At 47.0% G+C, this 21,921-nt stretch carries 20 protein-coding genes; 1 reads left to right on the top strand and 19 read right to left on the bottom strand.

What is annotated here, in order from left to right; all coding sequences use genetic code 11:
• Positions 1 to 85: 85 nt before the first annotated feature.
• From C1T21_RS19265 to C1T21_RS19255, 3 genes are all read right to left on the bottom strand, one after another.
• On the bottom strand, positions 86 to 337 hold the full coding sequence (locus tag C1T21_RS19265; protein WP_025723818.1) for a hypothetical protein: 252 nt from the start codon (positions 335 to 337) through the stop codon (positions 86 to 88).
• 223 nt (positions 338 to 560) lie between these two features.
• A complete protein-coding gene (dhaK, locus tag C1T21_RS19260) occupies positions 561 to 2,321 on the bottom strand; it encodes a dihydroxyacetone kinase subunit DhaK (RefSeq protein WP_103049374.1) in 1,761 nt (586 codons plus the stop codon).
• Position 2,322: 1 nt separating this feature from the next.
• On the bottom strand, positions 2,323 to 3,456 hold the full coding sequence (locus tag C1T21_RS19255; protein WP_103049373.1) for a glycerol dehydrogenase: 1,134 nt from the start codon (positions 3,454 to 3,456) through the stop codon (positions 2,323 to 2,325).
• A gap of 189 nt (positions 3,457 to 3,645) precedes the next feature.
• Between C1T21_RS19255 and C1T21_RS19250 the strand changes: the two genes are divergently transcribed.
• Complete coding sequence (locus C1T21_RS19250) at positions 3,646 to 4,677, top strand: PocR ligand-binding domain-containing protein (protein ID WP_103049372.1); 1,032 nt, start codon at positions 3,646 to 3,648, stop codon at positions 4,675 to 4,677.
• 251 nt (positions 4,678 to 4,928) lie between these two features.
• Here the strand turns inward: C1T21_RS19250 and C1T21_RS19245 are convergent, their stop codons facing one another.
• From C1T21_RS19245 to C1T21_RS19170, 16 genes are all read right to left on the bottom strand, one after another.
• Positions 4,929 to 5,417, bottom strand: coding sequence for a hypothetical protein (locus C1T21_RS19245; protein WP_103049371.1), 489 nt, complete (start codon positions 5,415 to 5,417; stop codon positions 4,929 to 4,931).
• Positions 5,414 to 8,242, bottom strand: coding sequence for an AHH domain-containing protein (locus tag C1T21_RS19240; protein WP_103049370.1), 2,829 nt, complete (start codon positions 8,240 to 8,242; stop codon positions 5,414 to 5,416). The genes C1T21_RS19245 and C1T21_RS19240 overlap by 4 nt, the downstream gene beginning before the upstream one ends.
• A 21-nt stretch (positions 8,243 to 8,263) precedes the next feature.
• On the bottom strand, positions 8,264 to 8,656 hold the full coding sequence (locus C1T21_RS19235; RefSeq protein WP_023989844.1) for a DUF4280 domain-containing protein: 393 nt from the start codon (positions 8,654 to 8,656) through the stop codon (positions 8,264 to 8,266).
• A 15-nt stretch (positions 8,657 to 8,671) separates the two neighbouring features.
• Complete coding sequence (locus tag C1T21_RS19230) at positions 8,672 to 9,196, bottom strand: hypothetical protein (RefSeq protein ID WP_103049369.1); 525 nt, start codon at positions 9,194 to 9,196, stop codon at positions 8,672 to 8,674.
• The gene (locus C1T21_RS19225; RefSeq protein WP_103049368.1) at positions 9,178 to 9,825 is read right to left on the bottom strand and encodes a hypothetical protein; all 648 of its coding nucleotides are present in this window, start codon (positions 9,823 to 9,825) and stop codon (positions 9,178 to 9,180) included. The genes C1T21_RS19230 and C1T21_RS19225 overlap by 19 nt, the downstream gene beginning before the upstream one ends.
• Complete coding sequence (locus tag C1T21_RS19220; RefSeq protein ID WP_103049367.1) at positions 9,822 to 11,234, bottom strand: phage tail protein; 1,413 nt, start codon at positions 11,232 to 11,234, stop codon at positions 9,822 to 9,824. Before C1T21_RS19220 ends, C1T21_RS19225 begins: the two co-directional genes overlap by 4 nt.
• Positions 11,231 to 11,830: a hypothetical protein gene (locus C1T21_RS19215; protein WP_103049366.1), complete on the bottom strand. Its 600-nt coding sequence runs from the start codon at positions 11,828 to 11,830 to the stop codon at positions 11,231 to 11,233. The genes C1T21_RS19220 and C1T21_RS19215 overlap by 4 nt, the downstream gene beginning before the upstream one ends.
• A gap of 25 nt (positions 11,831 to 11,855) precedes the next feature.
• Positions 11,856 to 12,632 (bottom strand): DNA and RNA helicase, encoded by a 777-nt coding sequence (locus C1T21_RS19210; RefSeq protein ID WP_103049365.1) that lies wholly within the window; start codon positions 12,630 to 12,632, stop codon positions 11,856 to 11,858.
• A 33-nt stretch (positions 12,633 to 12,665) separates the two neighbouring features.
• Complete coding sequence (locus C1T21_RS19205) at positions 12,666 to 13,244, bottom strand: RDD family protein (protein ID WP_103049364.1); 579 nt, start codon at positions 13,242 to 13,244, stop codon at positions 12,666 to 12,668.
• 68 nt (positions 13,245 to 13,312) lie between these two features.
• Entirely contained in the window at positions 13,313 to 13,825 is a 513-nt protein-coding gene (locus C1T21_RS19200; protein ID WP_103049683.1) for an RDD family protein, read from the bottom strand.
• Positions 13,826 to 13,887: 62 nt separating this feature from the next.
• Positions 13,888 to 16,539: an Hsp70 family protein gene (locus tag C1T21_RS19195; RefSeq protein ID WP_103049363.1), complete on the bottom strand. Its 2,652-nt coding sequence runs from the start codon at positions 16,537 to 16,539 to the stop codon at positions 13,888 to 13,890.
• 31 nt (positions 16,540 to 16,570) lie between these two features.
• Positions 16,571 to 17,260 carry an iron-dependent peroxidase gene (locus C1T21_RS19190; protein ID WP_103049362.1) on the bottom strand — a complete coding sequence of 230 codons (690 nt, stop codon included), beginning with the start codon at positions 17,258 to 17,260 and terminating at the stop codon, positions 16,571 to 16,573.
• Positions 17,257 to 18,576 (bottom strand): normocyte-binding protein, encoded by a 1,320-nt coding sequence (locus C1T21_RS19185; RefSeq protein WP_103049361.1) that lies wholly within the window; start codon positions 18,574 to 18,576, stop codon positions 17,257 to 17,259. Before C1T21_RS19185 ends, C1T21_RS19190 begins: the two co-directional genes overlap by 4 nt.
• A 47-nt stretch (positions 18,577 to 18,623) precedes the next feature.
• Entirely contained in the window at positions 18,624 to 20,501 is a 1,878-nt protein-coding gene (locus C1T21_RS19180; protein ID WP_103049360.1) for a PP2C family protein-serine/threonine phosphatase, read from the bottom strand.
• A gap of 22 nt (positions 20,502 to 20,523) precedes the next feature.
• Positions 20,524 to 21,354: a PP2C family protein-serine/threonine phosphatase gene (locus C1T21_RS19175; protein ID WP_103049359.1), complete on the bottom strand. Its 831-nt coding sequence runs from the start codon at positions 21,352 to 21,354 to the stop codon at positions 20,524 to 20,526.
• A gap of 35 nt (positions 21,355 to 21,389) precedes the next feature.
• The gene (locus C1T21_RS19170; RefSeq protein ID WP_103049358.1) at positions 21,390 to 21,917 is read right to left on the bottom strand and encodes an FHA domain-containing protein; all 528 of its coding nucleotides are present in this window, start codon (positions 21,915 to 21,917) and stop codon (positions 21,390 to 21,392) included.
• Positions 21,918 to 21,921: the final 4 nt, after the last annotated feature.

Genomic DNA, 21,921 nt, shown 5'->3' with positions numbered 1-21,921 from the left:
CTTAGCTCGGTATAGCAGTCTTATAAATGATCTTATATGTGATCGAATAATGTTACAAATATCGTCTTAACGTATGATCTCCCTATTACCCCTGAGCAGTTGCTTGAGGTTCTTTGGTCGTCTGATCTTCCTTCATATCGCCGCCATCCGTCGCTTGATCTGTCAGTACAGTCTCAGATGAGTTACCTATTACCTTGTCAATAAGTTGCAGCCAAGGTTCTTCACTACCTCCACAGCTCTCAATATCACCGAGCAGGGACTCTAGCGTGGTTCCTTCTTCTGGTAAATCAATAACTAAACTGTCTTCGTCAACTTGGATGGTGCAGCAGGTTTTCATTGTAAATCCCTCGCTTAATTCATATTTGAGCATGCAGTAAGCTAGCTCAGATGGGATGAACTCCCATGGATTCCGGGATAAGCCCTTTGAATCCGTCTGAAATTATAAACCTAATGCACATCAATTGCAATGAACAAACCTTGAATTTTTAAGAATTAGCGAGTGTTACAGAATGGATATCTAAACGAAGTGTTCGCGACAGTAAATTTGGATATATAAAGAATCAGTTCAAACATTCAGCGAGTTCCGTAAAAATCACCCCAAGGGCATAAGCCCCTGCGTCTGGATAACCAAGGCTTCTCTCTCCTACCGTTCCGGCACGGCCCATGCGCGCTACGATGTCTTCCGTCTTTTTGGCCCCTAATACAGCAGCTTGAGCACCTCTTACAAAGGCAGCCTTCACATCAAAATCTAATTTCGCACTCTCTAACCAGCTATCCGCACATGGCACTAATGCATCAATAAGCGTTTTATCGCCAACGACGGCTCCTCTGCCGAAAGAACGTTCGCCTGTCGATTGTATACCTTGCACCGCAGCCTGCATCATATCCGCGAATTCGGAAACGGTGAGTTCGGTTCGTTCACCCGCAGATCGTGCCGCTGCGCGAAATGCTGATCCCCAGATCGGACCCGAAGCGCCGCCGCAATATTCCATGATGACGAGCGAGCATGAATGAAGAAAGGCTCCCAACGTCAAAGAATCTTGATTCAGGATGTCTCTCCATTCCCGTTTCAGCTGACGAAATCCCTTTGCAACGCTCATGCCAAAGTCGCCGTCGCCTGCATGAGAGTCAAGATCGCAGAAAGATACCTCATTCTTGATGATAACCTCGCTCATCTTATCGACTAGGTAGATAAGATTGTTCAACGTAACTTTGTTGTTCTCAATAACTGCGAAGGCAGGGTCCGTTTCCACCTCAAAGGATACTTGCCGCTTTTCGTCTGTTACAGTTGAAATATCCGTGAATGCGACATGATCAACAGGTCCAGCCACCTTGAACGCAGGCGCGTTGCTTTCATGAGAAAGGAGCGTTTTCAGTTCGTTGTTCAGCTTCATGATGGAAACCGAGATACCTGCCATATCGATACTCGTCATATAATTGTTGACAAAAGTGCGATCAATCTTGATCCCCTTCGCTGCTAGTTCGCGAGTGACCGAATGGTTGAAGAGGTACAGTTCTTGTAGAGGCGTACCGCCGAAACCATTGATCAACAGGGCGATTTCTCCGCTAAATCCAGTTTCAATCTGCATGTCTCGAAGGAGATCGGTCACCATTCTGCCTGCCAGCGTATCCGCATCCGTCAGCTTCTCGCGGCTGGTCCCAGGCTCGCCGTGAATGCCGACGCCATACTCGATTTCATCATGCCCGAGCTCTAATGTTGGCGTGCCCTTCGCCGGCACGGTACACGAAGTCAATGCGAATCCGATACTGCGTACATTCGCAGCGGCTTTCTCAGCCACTGCTTTAACTTCCGCCAGACTCCAGCCCTCTTCCGCCGCTGCGCCCGCGATTTTATGGACGAGTACCGTTCCCGCCACCCCGCGCCGTCCGACTGTGTATAGGCTGTCTTCTACAGCGATGTCGTCTTCAACCTTTACATAGTCCACTTCCAGACCGTCTTCAGTGGCCAGATGGGCGCCGTTTCTAAAGTTCATAATATCGCCGCTGTAATTTTTGATAATCAGCAGCGCACCTTTTTTCCCGGTTGTCGCTCGGATGGCCTGATATACTTGAATTTGTGAGGGGGAGGCGAAGACATCACCGCAGACCGCGGCATCGAGCATCCCTTTGCCAACGAAACCAGCGTGGGCGGGCTCATGACCGCTGCCACCGCCGCTGATGAGCGTTACTTTCTCCGCGTTCAATTCCTTTTTTTTGAGCACTTTGTATTTTGGCAGAAATTCCAGCTCGGGATGAGCGAGCGCAATACCGCTGCACATCTCAAGGACCAAATTTTCCGCACGGTTGATGACCTTTTTCATGCTACTTTACCTCCGCTTTGTACTGGCTCCCGATACGGTCGGCCGCAGCGATTGCCGCTGCAACCTGCTCCACTGTGACCGGAAACGGCATGGAATGAATCGATTCCTCCAGAATGCAGGCCTTTGCGGCTACTTCCATGAGTTCTTCCTGGCTGATATGATCGACGCCAATATCAGCCAAGCAGACCGGTAAGCCGACGGCTAAACAGAAATCAAGTACCTGATGTAATTCTTCCGTCGGTGCGTTTTCGAGCACCAGCTGTGCGATCGTGCCAAATGCAACTTTCTCTCCATGATAATAATGATGCGTGCCTTCCAAAATCGTGAGTCCATCATGAATCGCATGGGCCGCCGCAAGTCCGCCGCTCTCGAAGCCGAGGCCTGAGAGTAAAATATTAGTTTCAATTATATTTTCGAGTGCTTGCGTAACTTGGTTTTCATCACATGCCGCTTTTGCTTTGGCACCGTCTTTCAACAGCATTTCATAACATAGCGTTGCAAGTGCAATCGCCGCATTCGTACCTATTGCTGGCGCACACTGTCCTTCGCGTACTCCGTTAGGCAGTCCGGCATTGACCCTGGAGTAAGAACGGGAGGTCGCACGGGCTTCAAAGTAAGTCGACAGTGCATCACCCATGCCTGATACGAGGAATCGGGTTGGTGCATTGGCAATTACGGTAGTGTCGACTAATACGACATTCGGACTTTGCTTAAAATAGGCGTAATCGTCGAAAGCACCTTCCGGGGTGTAAAGAACGGCCGAGTGACTTGTCGGTGCATCCGTCGCAGCAATCGTCGGACAGATGATTAGCACTTCCCCTTGGGCCACGCATTTCGCCGCGTCGATCGCTTTCCCACCGCCGAGACCTACGATACAATCGCATCCATTCGCAGTAGCAATTTCCTGAAGTCTAGACACTTCTTGTCTGGAACACTCACCCATAAAACCGCTTTCAATAAAGGTTACGTTATATTTACCCAAAGTGGAATCAAGCTTATCTTTTACCCGCGCCACATCGTCAGGATGCGCAATCAGTAAAGCGGATTTGCCGAAGGTGCTCACATAGTAACCCAAATTCAACAATTCGTTTTCACCTTGTACATATTTGCTTGGGCTGATAAAAGCTTTTCTCATCTATAATTCCTCCTTATGATTGTGTTGGCTTCGTTCTGATTAAGACTATAACCGAACCATGTAAACTTTACATTGGAGGAATCAAGGAATATATTATAATTTACAATCGTATTTTTTTGCACTGAAGATCACGAATTGTACTTTTTTGTTATTGCTTACAAGATAATTTACCATTAAGGGATGAGAATCTTGATACGTGAACATTTGAGCATCCAGAAAATCTTTGATTTGAAAAAGTGGGAGCAGTTGCAGGATTCATTAGCATCCGTTACCAAATTAGCCATTCTCACCGTCGATTATAAAGGGAATCCCGTAACTAGCCACAGCCAATGCCAATCGTTCTGCAAGAAGGTTCGCCAGGATGAGAATCTCCTTCCCTACTGCCAAAAATGTGACTCTCGCGGTGGGCTTGAAGCGGTGCGTTCCAATAAACCTTATATTTATCTCTGTCATTATGACATCGTCGACATCGCGGTACCGATCATTATTGACGATAAGTACATCGGCGCTGTCATGGCAGGTCAGGTCCGCTTAGCCGATCCTTCAAGCGCCTTACAGCTCGAGCAAATCCTCACGTCAAAAAATGAAAAACTGTATAGTTCCAAATGGGAGGAACTTAAGAACGACTATGCCGATCTGCCATCCATGACCTATCAGGAAATTCAGACGATCTCCAGCATGTTATCCTTATTGTGTAATTATATTGTTGAAGAAGCGATGAACAAAAATCTTCTCGCAGAAATGTTCGAGAAGGCGTCGGCCACACAGTCCACTCCACAGTTGTCCGAGATCCTTCCTGGCTACTCGTTGGAGCATATCGAAAACCTTAAGAAAGAAATGAATAATTTCTTAGCAGATGCCTATCTGAATTCCTCAGGAGATGTGGATATTTCGTGCGGAAATCCCGTACTAAAACCCGCCTTCGAATATATTTTTGAGCACAAGGGTGAAACTTTTTCTCTCAAAGCCATGGCTGACTTGTGCCACATTAGCCCAAGCTATTTTAGTCGGCTGTTTGCCAAGGAAACGGGGGAGAACTTTTCCAGCTATCTTTCCCGCCTGAAGATGAAATGGGCGAAGCAGTTGCTCGAAGCTACAGATATTCCTGTATCTCAGATCAGTAGCGAGCTCGGCTTCAATGAGCCGGGGTATTTCATAAAAATATTCAAAAAGTATGAAGGCACAACGCCCGCGGTGTACCGAAAGTATTACAAGGGATAAAATAAACGAAAAACAGATGATTCACGGGTCTATCGTCTCCATGATCATCTGTTCATGTAAATTAGTTCTGCTCAACTACTTATGTCCTGGTGTGCTTCTCAAGCTGCAAGAGATGGTGATTTGCGCTCAATCACCATCCCCTTTTTATCAGCAATTTTATGTTGGATTGTTTCTTTATAGTTACTGTAGTGTTTCTGACTGATCCTGGACGTTCGTTTCATTGTACAAAGTAAAGAAAAACATTACTGTTTTTAAGAAAAATAAGCAATAAGTCTTCCTTCGTCTGGGTAATCACCATCCCACCCACATGGAAAACCACCAGCCTTATAGATTCTAAAAACTTGTTCATAAAAATTTTCAATTTCACCATTTATTGCACGATTTATTGCGCAATTTCTCAAATCTACTACAACACTTTCAAAAAAATCACTATAAGAGTCCGTTATTTGACTTCTAAGACCATCTGCTATTAATTCAGTTAATTCATCCAAACCATTAGGTTTTTGGGAAGAATCTAATTTATACAACTTTCCCTTAACTTTTCCCATTTCAAGTTGTCTTATATCAGACCAAGTATATTCATCTTCACCGAAAACTTCAGTAATGGCTAGTCTTTTCGCCTCTTCATATTGATTAATTGTAACAATATTTTGAGGTCTTTCTATTTTTGGAAAATCCATCATAGAATTTGAGAATTGAATAACCTCTTCAACTAAATTACTGTGTATTCCGTACTTCATAACTTATCAAACCACCTTTCCCACAAATCTATTGTTGCGCCCCCGCCTCTGTCCCAAACAGGCTTAATTTTATCTTTGTTTTTAGCTCTGTCAAGTAAATAATCATCCATACCTTTGGATTTTATTTTTTTCAATTCTTTTTGTAGATAATCATCTGTCATATATAGTGGTAGCCCTTTTTCTTGAAGTTTTCTCAACTTTTGTTGTAAATCAAATACTTGCTTTTCAATAGCGGCTATATCTTGGTTTATATCTATTTTATTAAGTTTACTCTCTACAAAATCGCTATAAACTGAATGATAGCCTTGATGCCTCGAGGTTGAACTTGTAAATTTGTCTGGAACGCGAAGGAAAAAACCATTGGAGGCATGGTCCATATCCATTCCTATTTTTTCAATAACAGGATGTTCGTTAAACTCTGCTGGAATAACATGCTGTGCTTGATAAGGAGTACGCTTTGTAGACCTGCGTAACCCCATCTCTTCAAACATATTCTTACCTAACTTCGTGGAACTTCCCCCCGTTACCTTACCAGGAGTTCCCGGAATCAATCTCTTAGATTCGCCAGATCCATCAACCTTCTTCGCCGCGCTCTCTTCCATTTCCTTCATGACCTTGTTGTAATTCTTCTGCACATCCGTCTGTGGAAGTGGTCCGCTGTCCAACTTATTAACGTGCGGAACTGGTGCTCCGTTGGCTGTGGCCAACTTCCCGGGGCTGAGGCCGTCTGCCATTTTACTCAGCTGCTCATTGAACTTCTGACCCAGTTTACTGCCGGTCTGCTCCAGTTTGGTTACAGCTTTACCAAAGCCTGCCCCGACTGCATCTACACCTTTGCTAATCCATTGCGGTGTAACTTTGCTGCTTACCTTTTCCGCGAATCCGCCGATGGCCTTGCCTACTTTGGAATCCAGTACGCCCACGGTGACAAAGCCCAGTCCTGCGTCCTTTGCTACTGAGCCCCAGTTGATCTTCTCACCACTTAGCACCTGACTCGCCAGATTTTCCGCGGCATTTGTCACACCACCGATCGCTGCTTTTCTTAGCAACGTTCCTCCTACACCGAGTGGACCAAAGATCGCTCCAGACACTGCCCCGATCCCCGCTTCTTTTAAGCCGGTCAGGGCATAGTCACTAAAGTCGCTCACTTCCCCTCGGGCGATATCCGATGCCGCCAAACTCGCTACGCCCAAGCCGCCTGCAAGCAGTGCTCCTCCGGCTACCGCCGCAATGACCACCGTACCCGCTCCAAGCGTCGCTACCGTAACGGCCGCCACCACGGCTACAGCTGCCACAACCGCCAAACCGCCCAAAATATTCATCCCCAGCTTGCCCCAGTTAAACGGTTCAGGGGATGGCGGCGGTGGAGGTGGCTCGCCTTCCTTCGGTTCATCATCAAACGGCGGGTATGCAGTTCGGTCGCTACCGTCCGCCCAGACGTTTCCTCCCAACACGTGGTATTCGTTTTCTACCGAAAGCCCCGTGCTTCCTCCCGTCTGATACGCCATGACCTGGCTGGTTCCGTCAATAATGATTTTCTTCGGCGTATTCAGAATGATTTCCTGCTCTGCTTCTAGCGTTAGCTTTTTGGGACTAGTTATTTCAATCCCAGTAGCATCGTCCAGACTCATCTGCAATGTTCCACCCGGATCACCCATGATATGGATGCGACCCGGTGCCATTTTCAGCTCACTTCCATGCTCCGTACCAAAATATCGATCATTGGGATTACTCGTTTTCGCGCAACCGTCTCCATTTGTACGAACCGCACCCAAAATCATTGCTCTGGAACCAGACGCATCTGGAAAATACAGGCTTGCCTGTGTTCCCACCTTCGGCATACTGTACATCGCACTTCCCGTTGGGGGAGCGAACGGATACCAATGCGGCTCGGATACCCCATCATCCTTATCAATCGCCAGCCGCAGCTTTACTTCCTCTCCCCGTACCGCCAGAACCTCTCCTTCCAGAGAAATTCCGATTGTTTTGGGATTGGGGATGAAATCACTGCGAATGCCCTCCGCGCGGGCCAACACATAACTGAATAGCAAATGCCCCTTTTCCATGCGGCTTCGCAATTCAGTTACAACCATTGTTTTCTGGCGAAATTGAACCTCGTCTCCAAGAGCATACCGTTCTCCGCTTTCAATCTCGTATTTGAAAAAGTCGGTATCATGTAGCCCGGCTGACGTTCCGCCTGCCCGCTGATAGCCTTTTAAATCCTTACTTGCCGTATATGGCGTATCCTTCCGAATCGTTCGCTGGGTGCCAGCAGGCATGCCGAAATACAGCTTCGGCGATGCGGACTCCCATATGTCGCTGACCACCACTGTATGTAAACGGCTCGCCATCCGTTTCATAAACTCCCAGTCGGTTTCATCATATTGTAAAATGGCTTCGCCTACCGACTGCTCTCCGGTCTGGTACAAGACATCACTTTGCTCATAGCCTTGAGCAAGCTTATTCACTAACTGTTTATATGTTTGTTTTTCCTCAGGAAAAGACCGCTTTCTTTTGACAATATCCAGCTCAAATGATCCACTGATTCCTTCCAGTGTAAGTGTATACACTCCATTATGGTTCTCAACTTCTACCGTATGGACGACACCCTTAAACAAGCTGATTTCCTCTTGTCCATTCTGCGCATACACATGTAGCTGATCCTCTGAGGTCGCATCCAGCGCAGCCGTGGCATGACTCGACTCCCTACAAATGCCTGTGAGTGTAATACGCCCATGCTCACCCGGCTTCCACTCGATCTGAACATCCTTTAAGACCTGAATGGGGTAGGGGGAATCTATTCGAATCTGATCATATCCTATCATGTTTTCAAACCTCCCTTCCAGCTACTCCTCCTGCTGGCCATTCGTATGAAATTCGATAAATCCATGATATAAACAAGTCTGAAATGAAGAGGTCGTCAAGGCTGGCTGGCCTTCCACCTTTGTCTGTTCTTTTGTGTTTTTCCACTTATCCGTCAGCATCGGCAGGCATGGCTTCCCTGAGATTGTGGAGCCATCTTCGGCGATCAGATATATGGTCTCGGCACTCGGCTGTTCCGGACTGTTACAAATTCCAAAGTGAGGGACATTTTCAGGAGAATAATCTCCTTCATTCATCATGGGTTTACCATTAACAAAAGCCCCGTGGCTGTTCGGCAAATTGATCTTTCGAGGATGGGTCCCGCAAGTGCAACGCATACAGGCCCCCCGTACGACATAATACTCATTGTCTGACATGTACCCTTTCCCTCCCTATTTCACCTGGACTTGCTCCAAAGCGATCCCGGTATAATCACGCCGCAATATACTTTCCGCCACGTCCAAACGGACGATGATCATCGGGGTAGCACTCTCCTGGATTGTAAAAATCTTGTGGCTCCGAATAGCATCTGCTTGTAATACCAGCTTTCTAAGCACACTTTGATCCAAATTCCATTCGCTTTCTGGATGTACTGCTGCAAGTCGCTCCACAAAAGGAATATAGTAATTCTTCTGTATCTTCTGTTCGATCTGAGTAAGTATCGTTAATTTCATAGGCATCTCCGGCACATAGGCCTGGACAAGGCGTTTTAAAGCATCTGAAATGAGTGGAATGGGACCTTCTAGATAATCAATAAAAATACTTTCTGCATCTGCCTTCACGTGAAACATCAATGGCTTGACAATATCCTCCGGCTGCAAATCATACAGCTTCCACGGATCAATCGTTTCCATTACCTTTTGTAACGTAGGAACATGGGTATACCGCACATCCTGCTTTAAGAGGAAATAATCCATGAAGATTCCCCCTCTCGTATCTCAGCTCTCTCACTACGCGTAAAACGGCACAATATTTCGCTATCATCTCGATATTCTCCAGCAAATATCGTGCATACATTTGCTTTTGGCATCCTTTCTAACGAAGGGGAAGCGATAAAAACTGGCATCTGGCTTTTCAAGAACTCAACAGTGAGCAGATGGTATTTGACCGCCTCAATTTGTTGAATTTGTTCAATATCCATCGTCGTGATCTTTCGGGCATAATCTGATTTAAGCTTTTCCAGCTTAGTCATGCGATTGAACAGAGGCTCGAAAACAAAGTCTGCCGACCATTCCACAGCGCATTCAGTCTCATCCAGAAACCAATTTTCATCATAGGCATCTATACGATAAACCGCTTTATTTTTCACAACACGAGTTCTGAGCAAGGAGATATAAATATATCGAATATCCCCCTTACGACCTTGCTCGTGCTGAAGGGTAGCGAGCTGACATATCGACTCTAAAGCTGCTATAAGCTCGTCTTCAATGGCTTGCTGGCGCGTCAGAAAGTTGTTTTCAATAAGAGCCAAATCATGTATCCATTCCGTAAATACGTGCTTTTCCAGCAAATCCTGCAACGCAGCATCCCGATCCATGAGCTTCATTCAATGTTCACCTTACCCCCGGTTAATCTCACATCATCCATGATGTCGAGTTTGGCTCCGGATTGAATAAAACTTACGCCTTCTTTCCCCTCCATAATAATTTTCGCTCCCCCTGTAATTTGGATATCTTCCTGAGCAGACAGGGTTATTTTTTTGTTACTGTTAATTTCGATCCCGCCTTCATCCGTGAGACGCATGAGCATTTGCCCACTGTTGATAATTTCTACTGCACCAGGCTTGAAAACGACTTGTTTGCCGTATTTGGTGCTGATACTCTTGACCGCAGGATCACTTCTTTTAACGGGATCAGAGGAGGCAAGATCGACAGAACTGGCGGCAAAAGCATGCTGCTCCCGTTCATCCGGAAAGTACAGACGAATTTGATCACCTGCTTCCGGCATAACATACCAACCGCTGCCATCAGGAGAAGAATAAACCGTAGAATAGGGAAACCACATAGCCCCGGATGCAGTCGAGCCTTGATCAATTTCCAGCTTGATTTTCACTTTTTCTTTGGAAATATCAATTACCTTGCCAAACAGAGAGGCTCCTGAAAGATCATAGGCATAGACGGTCGGGCATTTTAACCCATGTGCATCCCGTAAAATGTAACGATTAACGATCAGATTTCCTTCTGTGGTCGTCTCCGCCCTAGCTATGTAAAGCGTTCTTTTATGAAAAATGACGGAACTGCCCAGTTCTAGCACTTTGTTGCTGGTCACTTCATAACTCAAGCTGTTAGACTCACCATATTCCGGCAGTCCGTTACGGGACATGAGCTTGTGCTCCTTCAAGTCTTTTTTTATGGAATAGTTATGTTCGTTCAGCGGTTGAGGGGCACTAGAATGGGGGACACCAATCACATATTTCAGTCCTTGTTGCATCGTAATTGGAATTAAAGCAGCATGTAGCCGAGAAGCAATTCTTTTGACAAAGGCCCAGTCCGTTTCATTATATTGCACTAATAATTCACCGATAGCTGCGCCATGAGAAGCCTCGTCAATCACTTCTGCATCAGTATATGAACTTGTAACATGCGAAAATAGATTGTTATATGATTCCGCTGTTTTTTGGAATGAACGACGTTTGGGGCGAATGTCCATCATTAAGGTTTCACTGCTAGCCTCAATCGTAAGCTCTCGTACTCCGTTTACAGCTTTTACAGCAATATTCGTGACGATTCCCTGAAAAAACCGGATCTCCTTGCCTTCACTTTTTAAGAAGACTTCGATGTGCTCATCTTCATCCGCTTTTTCTACGTATTGATCCAGCTTGTCCTCCGAAACAATTCCACGTATGCAGAAGCTCACATGTTCGTTTAACTGTTTAATGAGATGGATACTTAATACACGCTGAAACTGATAAGGGGCCACCTGAACATCTGCTGTGGTGTAAATGGGGTTACTCATTCATATCCCTCCTTTTCTGCCTCGTCAACCGTTTGAATGGTACGAATCATCTGCAGGGCGACATCCCGCCATTCAGAATACTGCTTATACGGACAACAAAATGTTCCCATGACCGTCTTTCCTTCCAGCTCAAAGTAGAACATATTGTGGTAGATGGGCTGGTCTAGCGCAGGACTTTTAAAGTCAAAATAGCCAATCTGCTTACCATGTACCTCTTCTATTTTTTCTTCATAAAATACGTGGGCAGGATTCATATTTTTCATCATTGCCTTCATGCCAGAAGTGAGCTGTTCCACCCATTCATCTTGTAGCGTCTGGTCCACCCGATTCAGGGTAACATCCACACTGCCCAAATCATTCGTCAAAATCATTTCTGGACGTTGCTCATGAGGATATTTAATCTTTTGCAAATGCTTGGGCATTGGAGTAAAGATAGAGGGGACATGCATTTTCAGCCGATCCTTAAAAAAAGATCGCTCTTCAAACACATAGGATTGACCGTTAATGATTATGGGTCCTGCTAAAATATTGTTAGGCCTCTTCAGCTTCTCCATCTCACGGAGCCGATCCAAAATCTTTTCATCCTCATATTTCATAATGCACACTCCTCTACCTGATTTTCTAATCCACAATCATCCGTCCGGCTCCGCTGCCCTGCCAACGGCCTGCTGTTCGTTTTCCACGTCCGGCGCCTTCTAGAATAAGAACTAGCTGTCTATGCAACTGAGCATGAGAATAATCTCTGTATTCCGCACCATTTCGGTTAGCGATGTAATGCTGAATGGACTCTCTGTCTACGGCTTCTGAGTTCAGGCATATGAGCGCAAACATACAATCCATCGGATCTGTGGCACCACTTTTAAGCAGCTCAGATGCGAAGTAGCGCATCGTCTTCGGGCGCAATGTACTCTGCTTCAAACCCGCAAAAGGAGCATGAATATCACTCCATGTATTGAATTCGGTTGCCATGTCGGCAAAATCCTGATAATCCGAGCGAAGCACGGCTCCATCTTTGAGCTTGAATCGGCCCAGCTCCATCTTATCCAGACCGATCTCTGCCTCATCCTCCAGCACGATATCTGCATGATGGGCTGTGAAATCCGGGCGATCTGTTTGTTCCAAAAAGAGCAACTTCAGCACCGATAGCCGGCCTGTAGCCGCATACGGCACTTCCTGCTCCTGCTCCAGCAGGTATAGTCTATCCTTGTGCTTCACGATGCCTCTACCAATGGTCAGCGTATTCTCCCCGACAGTTACGTTCATTCCGGTGATAATGCCATCCGAAAAATCCTGATACCGGATATCCAGAAAACTGCGTGGGTAGTCTCGCAGGTTCTCCAGCATCTCGGTTTTTAGAATACGGCCCTTCTCAAACTTCGGAACGATATGCGTTAACATGTGGTTTCCTCCTCTCTTCGCTCTGCGACGTCATTACTGCTCTTCTTTATTCAAGGGAACGGACAACCGATTTACGCCGGGCGCAGGAGCCGGAACAGTCACCTCTGGAATCTGTGAGTTAAGCTTTATATACTCCGAGTAATTGAGCCATTTTTTGTTTACCACATAGGAACAAGCGATTTTGTCATGCAGCGCCTGCTTCTTCGCTGTGAAGGCCACCATGATGTAACCGACAAATATAGTGACCAAGCTAATGATCTTACCCCAGTAGCGGGCGTTGGCCCGTCCGAAAGATATTTTTTCATTATTTTCATCCACAACGACAATCCCCGTAGCCAGCTTGCCGACCGTTCCTCTGCATTTTGATGATTCCATGATGGTGTGGTAAAGCCAATCCAATAAAAGAGGGCCAAAAATAATAATAGCTCCCAAAATTCTCACCGACACATCGTCTAAGTGTGAAACAAACTCCAAAAAATTCGGCATTTTTACGAACGCAGAGACAAACCCTATCGTCACAAACGGCAACGTATCAATCAAACGAATAGTCACAAATAAAATAGTATAATCTAGCAAATGGGCTAAAAATCTTTTCCAAAAACCAGCGTACATCCTGCTGCTCCTCCTGTTTAAAGCCTGCTGTTCATCAGAATCTTTGAATCTGTGTGCCAACCTAAATGTCACATCCCAACTCTGCGCCCAGCCTGCTCGCGAAGGATATACTTCAACTCGCGTTTGTCCACAACATAGGTACGGGCAATCAGATCGTGGAGGGCCTGTTTTCTCGCCGTAAAGGCTGCCATAATAAAGCCGGCAAACAAAATGATGACTGATAGAAGCTTACTCCAGTAGCGTGCACTTGCACGTCCAAAGCTGAGCTTATGGTTAAACTCATCTACCACAACGATACCGAGAGCCAGCTTGCCCACCGTTGCTTTGCATTTGGACGATTCCATAAGCGCATAATATAGCCATATAGCTCCCCAATTCAGCAAGGTCTGTCCTATTGTTTTCATTGTAAAAATATAAGTAGATCCATCTGAGAGCAAAGAGCTTTCTGCCGGAGACGGTACCCAATCCCCTAAGGTTCGAATCACAAGCCAGATCAATCCAATTATTAAAAATACAAACCATAGAATAAGGCTATCGATGATATAAGCCAAAGTTCGTTTCCAAAAACCTGCATACAGCACGTTATCCCCTCCAAGTGTTGTGTACTTTTCTGATTTCAGCATTTTGCGAAATCCTTAATTTACTATTTCGTGCCGTCAAAGAAATCCAGCTCGGAGAGATCATTTTCGAAGGCAAAAAAGCGTTTGGGACCCAGATGCAGCAATTCATCTCGGCGGGTAATCGGCACTACATAAAAGCCCCAGCGGCTATCCCCGACAAAAACAAAATATTTCGTTTCCTCATTGCGGATGGAGTCCGTATCATCCTGCGGGATATCCCGCCCGTACAGCACGGCAATTTCCTCATACGGCATGGGTTCAAAAGCTTCTGGCCGACTACGGTACACATGACGCTGACGCAGCTTGCCGCCGTCGGCCGTCAGGAAGAACTCCACCTCTGCCGCATGAGACGGCCGGGAAATGGAACCGCGCACCCGGTTGCTCTCCAAACTCGCAATCAGCTCCTTTTCGCGCCCCGTATGCGTCCATGCGCTGACCGTGTACGGAATAGCAGGAATATGATTGGTAATGACAGGCTCAATCGTGCCCATTTTTTTAGCGTTCAGGTAACGGATAGCCCCGCGCAGACAGGCCATTTTCAACTCAGGTACCCGGCTGAGGTCCTCTGCCTTTTGACGAAACTCAATACTGCGCCCCGGTACAAATTCCTTGAGTGCTTCGCGAAATACGTCAATCCGGCAGGACTGCCCGGTCAACTTAATAATCGAATAATCCTGCAAGCGCCCCTCCAGATAAAACTCATCCAGAAACTTGCGCACAATATTGTAGATGTCCGCCTTAAGAAGTTGCTGTATCTCCCGAATGTTAAACACCACATCAGGCAACCCATATTCATCACGAAACCGCCCGTTCTCGATGACTGAAACCAGCCAACGGTCCATCACTGCAATGTTCAGGTCGCTTTCAGCAGATAATACCTGCTCGGATTCGAAGCGGCTGCGCAAGATCCCCGTACGTAGAAAAAATTCCTTTTTCATATTTTCTGCCGCACTCCATAACAGATGAAAATTACTCAGTACCCGCTGATATTCATCCCGTGTAGCATGCTCATACTGTTTGAACGCGGTAGGCAAGATGGCCTCTGCCTCTCGGTAGCGTTCCTCCAGTCCCGCATATACAGCATCTACACCAAACTCATCCACATGACGGTACAAATCTCCCGAAGGAATGCCGATCAGGGCATCAATATCGGTGTCAGGCAAACGAGTCTCGGCAGCATAATAACCTGCAAATACAATTTTCATAAACTGCATAATCCGATACGTCAGATTGTTTCCACCAAAATTGGTATCCCCATTTTCATACGTTGTGTGAATATCCAGCTTGTAAGCAATACGTCCGTCCTCAATTCGGAATCGGCAGGAAGACAAATCTGTCGTGCCTCCACCACAATCAATAACAAGTGCCTGATACTCCTCACCGTCCGCAAAAGTCCCTCGTTCCATCTGGTCTGCCAGCGTGTTGTACAGCACAGCCAGCCCTTCGTCCAGCGCATCCTCCGCTTCAATCTGGTAATCAGGCAAAATATCACTAAACATCTCTATAAACTGGGGCTGCAGCTTTACGGGAGCAGAAAAGTGCAGGTTGCGAAACCGACACTTAAATTGCTGCTCGGCTGTAGCAATCACATAACGGATAAAAGCAGCTAAAATATCACTGCGGGAAGCGGTTGCTGTATTCCCCTCGGAATCCATTAATTCCTCGATTCGCTTATAATCGTTGACCCACCGCTTGATTCCCCGCAATACAGTCGCACGGCTGCCTGCCACGTCAGATCCACGTAGTGCATCTTCTCCAAATACATAAAGGATATGTTCTGGATTGGAGCAATCTGCGACGCGAATAGCAGTCGGCAATACTTCGATCCAGTCGCCTTCTGCCCCTTCTGGGCCGGGGAATGACACATAATTGATGGCGTTCAGCCTTACCGTGCTGCTCATACCTGTATCAGGAGCCGTAACGTAGGAGCTATCCAAATAAGCACCTGCTGTGGTGTTCGAGGTGCCAAAATCAATCGCAAGTACCGCATCTGTAGTTTCCGTGCCCCGAATGATCAGCTCTGCCACCGGAATCCGGTGACCTTGAAGCTTCAGTGGCAGCATTGGCTTATCTCCATAGTAGAGGTTATAAAAATATTCTGATTCCTGTCTTCGCAGAAATAGCAGGCTATAACTATGATTGGACGTCTCTCGCAGTTCAGCATCACGATGACGAGAAAGATAATATACGCCTGTTCGTCCCTCATCCTTCACCAAATTCAAAACACCGCACAGTTCTCCTGTCGCATTCACCAGAAGCACATTAGATGAGCTCAGCCAAGGCAAATCGGATTCAATCCGGTAGTTGTCCATGCGACCTGTGCGTACACCCTGATACAGTGTGATTTTAGCGGGAACCCGGATACCGCTGCTCTCCTGCCGACGGTCGTTCCAGTTTCGCTGTAGTGCCGATTCCATGCGTTCAAAACCGCCAGGGTTCGGCCTTGTGATGAGTAAATGCTCTTCCGCACTCCGAAATCGCAAAATCACGCGAATCAATTCTTCACGTGCCAGGCGATTGGCAAATCCCTCGACCAGTCGTTCCTTATCGCATATTCCGCGTAACTGAAAGGTCGTCATTTGCTCCAATTCCGCCCGCGTGTATTTCGCCGTGAAGCGTATGCTTTTTCGATCGGTGAGCGGGTCTAGCAACCTGTATGTATAGGGTCCGTTCATCGTTCACATGTCCTTTCTTAGCCATTTAGCCTTAATAGAGGGCGATAGCGTCTATTTTCATCGTAGGATCTTCCTCCAAAATGCCGAAATGACTTGTCCAATACAATTCCGTCGTAAAACGTGCCGGAAGAAACAAATCCAGAATCAAATCCACCTTAATCCGTGACAACGGCGTCTCCTCTTGGCCGATATAGATGAGTAATTCGTCTTTTTCCTCACAATTGGTGTAAATGATTGAGCGATGAAAGACGCGCCGCATCGTTTCTTTTAGCAGATGTACGGCTTCTCCCGTCTCATACAGGCGCAGCAATCCTTCAGCAATCGCGTCCTGATCCTCACGGTTTAATTGTCCAAAGCCTTCCTTTACCTTCGGGCCAAAAATGCCCTCTGCAATATCACGCCGAACAAACTGGATATGGTACTCCCGCCGATTCATCCCTTGATACAAGTCCATTTCCGCCAGAAAATGCATCATAATATCAAATAGCGATTCTCTCAGCTCCAGATACTCTTCAGCATCCGGTGGAAACAGATCCCGAAAAATAGAATAAAAGCGGTAGTACGGATTGATTTCCACTACCTGCTCCAAATGGGAAGTATTCAACTCTGCCAGACTAAGCTCCATATACGGAGAGTAGCTGACAGCGGGTACGAAGCGGAATTTATCTACATCCAGCCCCTGTTCCCTCGCGCGCATGAGCAAATCCCAGACGTAATTCACACCCATTCTCCTTCACACTTGTACTCTGGAAAATACATCTGCACTTCCGATACCAGAAAACTCATTAAATCGGATAAAATATAAGCAGGCGCGGTTGGCAAAACATCGTCAGAACCACGTCTGAACCCCAAACGCATGATCTGCTTGCCTTCCTCTGTCCGTACATTATCGCTGACAAACGGATTTAACGGATATGTCTGGGTTTTGGTTACAAGGTTGCTTACATCATTTCTCCCTGCACCTCCCCATATATCCACACGTTCCAGCTCCAGCCCCTGCGCTGCTTCAAACGAGTTTACGATGCGCATGATTTCCGCTTTGGCACGGACAATCACGGCCTGTTTTCCTGCATAGCGGCCCAAAAAGCTGTCCTGTCGCCGATTGGACAATAACGGATAAGTCTGACGACTAAGTCTCGTTGTAACAGGCTTCGTAACCTTCAACACATTCCATTCGCCAGACTTATCACGTGGTGTGACAATCGTCAGTTCCTCTTCTGTACGCTTGATATATCGGATGTCACCTTCAGTCCCGTCAATCAAGTAACCATGCTCAGGACCTGTTTTTCGCAAAGGCAGCACATGCTCATAGTTCACACGATCCATAGCGGGTATAGGGAATCCGCTGTTCTTTAGAGATAGCCTTTCTATGTTCCAAAGCGGAAAAACGTCGCCCTTTTTAAAAACGTCGAATTCCTCCAATGAAATGGTAATTTCATGAATTTCTTCATGGGCGGCCGGCTCTCCGTCTCCACCAATCAATACGCAGTCCACAAACTTATAAGCGTATGGGTGATTAATTGTTTTCCACGGCATGCCATTTTGCATAAAGGTGTGATATAACTGCTCAATTTCCAAAATATAAGAACGGTTATGCTCCAGACGAAAACGAATCGGATAATTGCCAGTTTCCGTGACCAACATTCCTGAGAAAATTCGCTTGCTGCGCACCAGCGCTGAGATTCGTTCGGTCTCCATCTCAAGAAAAAGCGTAAACAACGGCATCGCACCGCCTTCGCGTACCACCTCTGCCACACGGCTGATGTCCATCTGCTTTTCCTCCGTATCGGACGGTAACACAGGATATAAAAATTCATGAATCGGGTCATAGTCCTCACGCGATGTCAATGACACGTACACATCAATCTTTTCTTCCGTATTCTCAATTTCCTCAAATACCCGCCGTTCTAACTGGCGGGTCATTTCTTCCTGATATTCGACGAGGTTCATAAATACCCCCGCCATCATATTTTTCAGTAAACGTCTCTGCTCTAAATCGTCCATCTTGCTCAAACGGTCTTGTACTAGCTCTTTCACGACGTCTCACTCCTTTCCGGCTCCAGCATTCATTGAACATGAAAAACTTAACTTCCGTTCGCAGCAGTCCGATCTTGGTTCTCTGAATCAGACGCCCCTGCTGCTTTAGAAGCGGAATCAGCAGTTCCTTGCTCTTTGTTGGTATCCACCTTGGCCGAAGGGGCAGTTCCATCGCCCGTACCCATGCTCTTTGCAGCCGAAGAGGCTTCCTTCTTCGCGGGTGTAGTTCCCGCTGAAGCCGTCGGTGCAGTCTTCGTTTGCGATTCTGCAGCAGGGGTTGCAGAATCGGAAGATGAAGCTTCACTCGCTGCGTCCCCTGCGTCCGCGTTGTTCAACGCTCCGTCAGACAATCCCAATCCAGCAGGAAGCTGACCGTTTTTCTGTTGCTCCGCGCTCTGCTTTTCCTCCGCCTTGGCAATGCTCCGCTCCAATGCCAGAACACTTTCGAGCTTATCGATCTCCTGATAAATTTCCTGTGCCCCGCTATAGGCATCAATGGCTCCTTCATAATCGAGATCCTTCATCATCCGATCCCCTTTGGCCTGAAGTTTGCCAGCTTGAATCTCCTTGAGCTGCTGCTGAATAGCTGTCAATTTATCGTTGGCCTCGGTAATTTTCTTCTCCAGTTCTTTTTGCGCGGACGTATAACCGGATTCCATCGCAGCCTTGTTTGCTTTCTTGTACAGCTTAAGCGCATTCGTGTAATCTCCGCCCTGAAATTTTAAATCTCCGTCCTTCATCCAGCTCGCTGTCTCGGCATAGCTGTCCAATTGATCGATTTTATGCTCAATATCCTTCACATTAAACGGTGGATATAGCCCGGCGCTTTTCCGTGCTTTAGCGTAGCTGGCTTCAGCTTTGGTAAAGTCCGCCTTTTCCACATAGCCGTCTCCATCAACCATTAATTGAGACAGTTTCTGCTCGGCAGTATACAGTCGCTTGTGAATTTTATCGTTAATTTTAACCGCCGCATTTTTCGCTTCGCTGTAGGACTTGAGTGCCTTCGCATAATCCCCCGTCCTTGCATAATCGTCTGCCGCTTGGGCTGATTCAATCATCGTTTCCAGCGCAGCTGCCTTATTCGCAGCCATACGAGCCAGCGTAATCCATGCTCCCCCGCCCACAACAATAAAGACAAGCAAAGCAAGCAAAATCCGTTTGATCAACTTGCGGCGGTTTTTAGGCTTTTCCTGAAAAACTTTATTTACATAAATGGCCGCAGCCGTGTAATTATTCACCGTCCGGTGCTGTTTGCTTAGCAGCACCTCTTCCAATGTGTCTGTCAGCATGACCGGGTCCTTCGCTTCCTCCAGCGCCCCCAGCATTTCCGCCAGCTCGACGTCCTCCCACATCCCTGATGTGGCAAGCAGGATTACATCTCCATCTGCAAGCTGCGTCTTTTTGGCGTAATGGGCATGAACTCCATTCGGATTTCCCAAGTATTCCAGCAGATTACCTCGTTCCTCATGTGTGCTGGTCGCTTCGTCTGGAATGCGTCCATCATCTGCCAATGACTGAGCCAGACTATGATCCTTACTGCGAAAATTAAGCCTTCCATTGCGAAAATGATATAGCCGCACATTACCGCACGAAACATACACCATTTTGTTATAGTTGGTCACTACCATCAGCAGACTGGCTTTGAGCCGAACGCGACGGCTTTCAAATTGCAGCCATTCCTGTGCTTCACGCAGATCTCTCATCAAGCGCCGTTTGGACATGGAAGGCTTCTCCATGAAGTTTTCCAGCACCGTTTTGACAACCATTTCTGCGCTGCGCAGCTCCTGATCCGAATCTAGACCGTCTGCGAGGACATAACAGGCCATGTCGTCCGTCTCCATGAATGCAAAATAGTCCCGGTTGTCTATGTAAGAGCCCGCTTCCGACACAAAGGCGGTACTAAAATCGCTGTTGTCCTTGCGCATCGCTACCCCCGTCTTTCTGGTTTCATCCTATCGCCAAAATAAGTACTGTCGCATTATCCTGACTCTTAAAGCCTTTATCATTAATGACGTCGATCATGGCATCCGCTGTTTCCTGCGGTGTTCCACCCTTGCGCATAATCTCTTCCAATTCAATCTCCGTCAGCGCCTCCTGAATGCCATCGCTACACAGCAGCACATGATCGCCTGAATACAGACGAATCGGTGCACTACCCAGTTCCATGCTCTCAAAGCCCTCATAGCCCAAGTAGTTGACCAGTTGATTGCGCACTGGACTCGTTTTGGCTTCCTCCGAGGTCATTTGTCCAGCAAGCACTCGTTCCTCCAGCAGTGTTTCTGCTGTATGCTTGGAATTGACTGTTTGGAAATGACCATTGCGGTAAATCGTAATCAGGCTGTCGCCCACCGCTCCGTAATACAGCTGATAGCCGCACACAACGACCGCAGCCAGCGTCGTTCCTCCGCCCTGTCCATTCAAATTTTGCAAAATGCCGCGATTGCTTTGAGTTGCCGCCTCTGCAAAATATCCGTTCAAATTCGTTGCATTTTCCAGCTTGGCAAACGCCTTCGTAAAAGTTGTCACAGCCAAGGTACTGGACATACGTCCATTGGCCAGTCCACTAATACCGTCTGCGACAACAGCCAGCGTACCGACAGGTGTCGTCATACTGGAGAAATAATCATCCTGCTCGCTCCGGCTCCCGATCGTTTGACCATTTCCGATCTCAATTCCACTCACGGTACGGCTGCCGGAACTTCGCGTCAGTCGTATACGGATCATGAGCAGAACAGCGAATAATACCGCAGCTCCACTTACAACAAAATAAGGCTGCATATCGTTACCTCCCTGCACCATTGCCCAATTCCGTCCTAGTTTTCGTTATCCCACTCAAAATGGGCGCCACACAGCGGGATAAAGATAAATTTGCTGTGTCCCAGCTGAATCACGTCATAGGCAGCCAGCTCTGCTGGTGAATATACCGCCTCGTTATTGTGGTACGCCAAACCCGATGAATCGCCTGGCAGCAAGTAAAAGTTACGTTTCTTCGGATCATACACAATGACCGCATGATTTCTACGGGAAATCGTGTTGTCCCCGATAATGCGGACATGCATTTCCTCTGCGCGTCCGATAAAGTTTTTCTCCGCCATAATGCGATAGTCCTGACCCACCTGTGCTCCTTCGATGCATACCAGCCATCCGGTTACCGGATGAATCCCCACCGTCTCGCCCAAATACGGCATTGTTTTGTCGTTATCTCCCGCGACGTTTGTTTTCGCCACTGGCTCTGCGCTCTTGGGTGCAGATATATTTACTACCGTGTTGCAATATGGACACGTATTTCCGTGTTTTCGTGTACTGAACATGTGTCCGTTCGGGCATCTTGTCAAACTCATAGTC

The organism is Paenibacillus sp. F4 (assembly GCF_002894905.1).
In the GTDB taxonomy this organism is placed as follows: Bacteria; Bacillota; Bacilli; order Paenibacillales; family Paenibacillaceae; genus Paenibacillus; species Paenibacillus polymyxa_B.
Note: the sequence above shows the minus strand (reverse complement) of the source record. Positions and strands in the feature narration are given on the sequence as shown.